Origin of the sequence: Protofrankia coriariae (assembly GCF_001017755.1) — a bacterium.
Taxonomy (GTDB): domain Bacteria; phylum Actinomycetota; class Actinomycetes; order Frankiales; family Frankiaceae; genus Protofrankia; species Protofrankia coriariae.
The window spans coordinates 9,630-14,338 of record NZ_JWIO01000053.1 but is presented as its reverse complement, the minus strand read 5'-3'; the positions used below and the strand labels follow the sequence as shown (position 1 = coordinate 14,338).

General features: G+C 73.6%; 2 protein-coding genes and 2 pseudogenes. All 4 read right to left on the bottom strand.

Annotated features, from left to right (window positions below; translation table 11 throughout):
- The coding region (locus FrCorBMG51_RS21725) for a DUF8128 domain-containing protein (RefSeq protein WP_157180618.1) at window positions 1–2,405 on the bottom strand (2,405 nt) is incomplete at its 3' end.
- Between the two features lie 33 nt (window positions 2,406–2,438).
- Window positions 2,439–2,891, bottom strand: coding sequence for a TraG/VirB4 family ATPase (locus tag FrCorBMG51_RS35125; RefSeq protein ID WP_235433804.1), 453 nt, complete (start codon window positions 2,889–2,891; stop codon window positions 2,439–2,441).
- Window positions 2,892–3,432: 541 nt separating this feature from the next.
- Window positions 3,433–3,762: pseudogene (locus FrCorBMG51_RS35120) on the bottom strand (helicase HerA domain-containing protein); the annotation flags it as partial.
- Between the two features lie 622 nt (window positions 3,763–4,384).
- Window positions 4,385–4,709, bottom strand: a pseudogene (locus tag FrCorBMG51_RS32035) (PrgI family protein); the annotation flags it as partial.

Genomic DNA, 4,709 nt, shown 5'->3' with positions numbered 1-4,709 from the left:
CGGGCGGCGGCGCGGATCTGCCGGGCCCGGCCGCGGATGGCGGGGGGCAGCTTCTCCGTGCGCAGGGTGAAGGCGGGGGCTTCCTCCCCGGCGACGACGAGCCGGGTGGCGGCGTGGAACGCGCCGAGATGGGCCAGGTCGTGCTCGGTCAGGCGGGGTTCGACGTGGCGGGCGAGGCGTCGGGCGTCGGCCGGTGACACGTTGAAGTAGATCTTGTTGCGGGCGTTGGCGGCGATGCCTTCTTCGAGATGTTTGGGGAGTTGGAGGAGGTTCTGGTGGGCCAGCACGATGGACAGCCGGTAGCCGCGGGCGGCGGCGAGCATGTCTTCCAGCGCGTACGGCAAGCTGAGGAAGTGGTGCGCCTCGTCCAGATACAGGCTGGCGTCGAGGCGTTTCGGCTGGGGGACGCGGGCGCGGCGGGTGGCGGCCTGCCAGACCGCGGAGACGACCACCGAGCCCATCAACGCGGCGGTTTCGACGCCGAGGGCGTCCTGCGCGATGCGGACCAGGCAGATCCCACCACTGTCGAGGACGGTGCCCATGTCGACGGTGGAGGGGCCGGCGGCGATGGCCGTGCGGACGAACGGGCGGAGCAGGAATCCGCGGAGCTTGTTCATCAGGGGGGCGACGGCGGCGGCGCGGGCGCCGTCGGAGAGCGCTTCGTACCAGTCCCAGAACCCTTGCAGGATGTCGTCGTGGACGGCGTCCAGGGCGCGGCGGCGAAACGCCGGGGTGGCGAGCAGCTTCGGTAGGTCGGTGAGCAGCGGGGTGCCGGGTTGGGCGGCCAGGGTGAGCAGTCCGGCGCGCAGGATGTCGTCGGTGCGTGGCCCCCACGCGTCGGCGTAGACGCGGGAGAAGATGGAGACGAGGTTGTCGACGGCGCGGTGCCGGTCGGGCTGGTCGAGCGGGTTCAGGCATGGGGGCCGGCTATTGGCCTGGGCGTCGAACAGGATGACGCGGTCGGCGGCGGCGAGCGGGAGTCGGGCGAGGATGTCGGCGATCTGGTCGCCTTTGGGGTCGACGTTGACCAGCCCGCGGCCGGCGTCGACGTCGGCCAGGGTCATCCGGGCCATCAGCTCGGACTTGCCCGAGCCGGTGGCGCCGAGGATGTGGATGTGGTGCCGGGCGTCCGCCACGGTCAGTCCGACCGGGCGGGGGTGTCCGGAGTCGCTGATGCCGATCGGTTTGACGTCCGCGCCGGTGGCGGCGGTCCCCGGCGGTGGGGCGACGGCTTTCGCGCCGGCGCGTTGCAGGCCGGGGACCGCGTCGTCGACCGGCAGGTGCGCCAGCGCGGCGAGTTCGCCGACGGACAGCAGGTCACCGCTGCCGAGGCGCCGGTCGGCCAGGGCCGGCAGCGGACGGCGTAGCCGGGCGCGGGTGTAGTAGTTGTGCTCGGTGAAGGCAGCGAACGCGGCGGCGATGGCGTGTGCCCGGCCGCGAAGATGGTCGCGGACAGCGTCGGCGTGGTCCTCATCGGCTGTCGCGTCGACGGTGGTGGCGACGGCGTAGCGGATGCGGGTTTCGTACTGGGCGCCTCGCTGTTTGGTGACGATGGCGCGATCCTGGGCGGACAGTTCCAGCGACGTCTGGTGGTCGACCTTCGGGGTGTTCCGGCTGCTACTGGCTGGGCGGCCGGGGGTGAGCAGGTCGAGGAGCCGGCCGGCCGGCCGGGGGGAACGGCCGGTGCGCAGCCGCCGGGCGGCGCGGCGGGCTTGCGCGACCCGGTGGCCGGTGACGGGCCGGGCGAGGATCTGCACGGCGGCGCGTTCGGTGCGGGCCAGGCCGACGGGGGCGCCGAGCAGGGCGCGGATCGGGTCAGCCGGGTGGTCGGCGCGGATCGGTAGCGCTTCTGGCCGAGCCAGCCGGCACTCTCCACCCGCCGTGAGGATGCGCCGGCCAGTCCGGGTGGTGAGCGGGAGCGGCGGCCGGGCGGGGCGGGTGCGGGTGTGGGCGCCGGGCCAGGCGGCTTCGAGGGCGCGTTCGACCATGCCGGATGGGACGACACCGGGAACCCAGATCTGGATGCGCACACCCTCGGAAGTGAACAGGTATTCCCAGGCGAGGTGCGGTCCTCCGAGCAGGCGTCGTTTCCAGGTCGGGCGGAGCAAACCAAGGAGATTTGCCCACAAAGCGGTGGCGCCGGCCGGGTCGACCGTGGGCGGGGCGAGCACGGTGACGCAGCGGGCGTTGGTGCGCAACCGCTGCTGGTAGTGCCGTCGCATCCGCCGGCGCAGGGTGAGCAGGCCGGTGGCGGTGACGGCGAGCAGCGGGCCGGCGACGGGCCCCCAGGTCAGCACCCACGCCTGGGCCTGCTCCGCCAGGTGGTGCACGGAGCTCCAGGGGTCGGTCAGGTAGGTGGCGATCGGCGACGAGGGCGTGGACGTCGCCGCGGCGAGTACGTCCATGGCTGTGATCTCCTGGCGGCTACGGCGGGGTCGTCACAGGGTGTCGAGGTAGATCTGGCCGTCGGGCTCGGCCGGATCGTCGGGACCGGCCGGCATGGCGAGGTCGACGAAGCCGTCGTCGGTGTCGCGGGCGTCGGCGGCGAGTTCGGCCGGATCGGTGGTGACCAGGTGGTGCTCGGTCGGGGAGGCCAGGGCCTGGAAGGCGACCCGCTGGGCGCCGGCGGCCAGCAGTCCCTGTCCCCGGTCGGCGGAGAGCAGGAACTGCCGTTCGCCCTGGGACAGGTCGAACACGGCGGTGATCTCGTCGATGGCCTGCGGTGCCTGTTTCAGCAGGATCTGGGTGGCGGCGTTGGTGACGATCGCCTTGCCGAGATCGGTCGCGAGCACGTCGGCGGTGTCCTGGGTGGCCACGGTCAGCCCGGCCCAGTACTTCCTGGCGCTCTTGGCCATCCGGAACAGGAAGTCGGCGCCGGCGGGCTGGCGCATCAGCAGCCACGCCTCGTCGACCACGACCAGCCGGGGCCGGCGGTCGGCGGGGTTGGACNNNGGCGGGGTTGGACACCCGCCGCCAGATCGCGTCGAGGACCAGCAGCGTGCCGATCGGTTTGAGTTCCTCGGCAAGATCGCGCAGCGAGTAGACGACGAGGTGCCCGTCGCCGCGGCCGGTGGACGGGCCGGTGAACAGGCCGGAGAACGCCCCTGTCGTGTAGGGGTGCAGCCGGGCGCCGAGTGTGACCGCGGCCGGGTCGCCGGAGCCGGTCAGGGTGGTGGCGAGATCGGCCAGCAGCGGCGCCGGCCGGCTCCAGCTACGTGGGTCGGAGCTGATCCCCGCCGCCTGGTAGGTGGTGGTGATCGCGGCGTCGAGGGCTGCCCGTTCGGCCGCCGACGGCTGCCCGACCAGCACCGTGATCACGGTGTGCAGGAACAGGCTGCGGCGCACCAGCGCGTCGCGGGGGGCGGTGCGCCGGCCGTCGGGGGTGGTCTGGATGGGCAGGTCGAACGGGTTGATCCGCACGTTGTCGGCGCCGAGGTGCAGGTAGGTGGCGCCGACAGCGGTGGCGAGCCGGGCGTACTCGTCCTCGGGGTCGACGACGTGGGCTTCGATGCCCCGGTACAGGCTGCGTAGCAGCTCGAGCTTGACCAGGTAGGACTTGCCGGCGCCGCTGCGGCCGAGGATGACCGCGTTGTGGTTGTCGATGTCGCCGAACCGGTCCCAGTGCACCAGCCCCTGGCTGCCGATGTTGAGCCCGTAGAGCACGCCGGTCGGGGCCAGCGAGATCGGGTCGGCGGGCGGCAGGTCCGGGGAGGTGAACGGGAACGCCGCCGAGAGGGCGGCGGTGTCGAAGGTGCGGCGCATCCGCACCTGGTCCAGGCCCAGCGGCAGGGTGCTCACCCAGCCTTGCAGGGACCGGTAGCTCGTCGGTTTCGCGTCCAGCAGCAGGCTGGCGGCCAGCGCGCGGACCGCGGCGACCTCGTCGGCGAGGTCTTCTTCGCTGGCGGCGTGCACGGTCAGGTAGAGGCCGAGCCGGTACAGCTTGCCTTCGCCGCGGGCGACGCGGGCGGACAGGTCGTAGGCGTCCTCGGTGGCGGCGTCGACCTGCGGGTCGGCCAGCCGGCCTTTCTCCTCCCCGAGCCGGCGGCCGGACTCCAGCCGGGCGAGCTGTTTTTTCAGCCGGTGGGCGGCGGTCACCGGGTCGATCGGCTCGACGTGGACGGCGACGTCGACCCGGCCGGGGTAGGTCGCCAGGGGCTGGAGCCAGCCGGCGTGGACCTCGCGGGGATAGCCGGTGATCGCCATGGTGGCGACGTGGTCGCCGCCGACGTCGAGGTGGCGGGGGTGGACGGTCAGCGCGTCCGGGACGAACGCCGCCGCCGCGCTGTCGCCCGGGTTGGCCGCGGGCCGGCGGCGGGCCCGGGCTGGTGCCGTCGTCGTCGGTGTGTGCCGCGCGCGTCGCATCGGTGGCTGCCTCCGTTTTCTTCTACAGCTCGTCCCAGGCGTGGCTGTCTGCGCCGGTCCGATCCGCCGGCGGGCTGGCGGTGTCGGGGGTGTGCCACCAGCCGGGGGCGTTCTCCCAGCCGGCGGGGCCGTCCGACGGCTCGTCCCAGCCGTCGGCGGCATCCGGGTCGCCGTCGCCGACGTCGGAGGTGATCACCTCGTCGGGGGCTGCCAGTGCCGCGGGTGGGAGCAGGCCGGCGGGGTTGCAGGCGGCGGCGAGCACGCTGGTCGCCGCGCCGGCGTCCAGCGGGGTGAGCACGATACCGGCGGGGGCGAGCAGGTCGGTGGCCTCGGCGAGCCGGCGGGCC

Excerpts from the sequence above, each read along its gene's own strand:
- FrCorBMG51_RS35125 (WP_235433804.1), bottom strand. The coding sequence starts at position 2,891 with ATGCGCCAGCCCGCCGGCGCCGACTTCCTGTTCCGGATGGCCAAGAGC.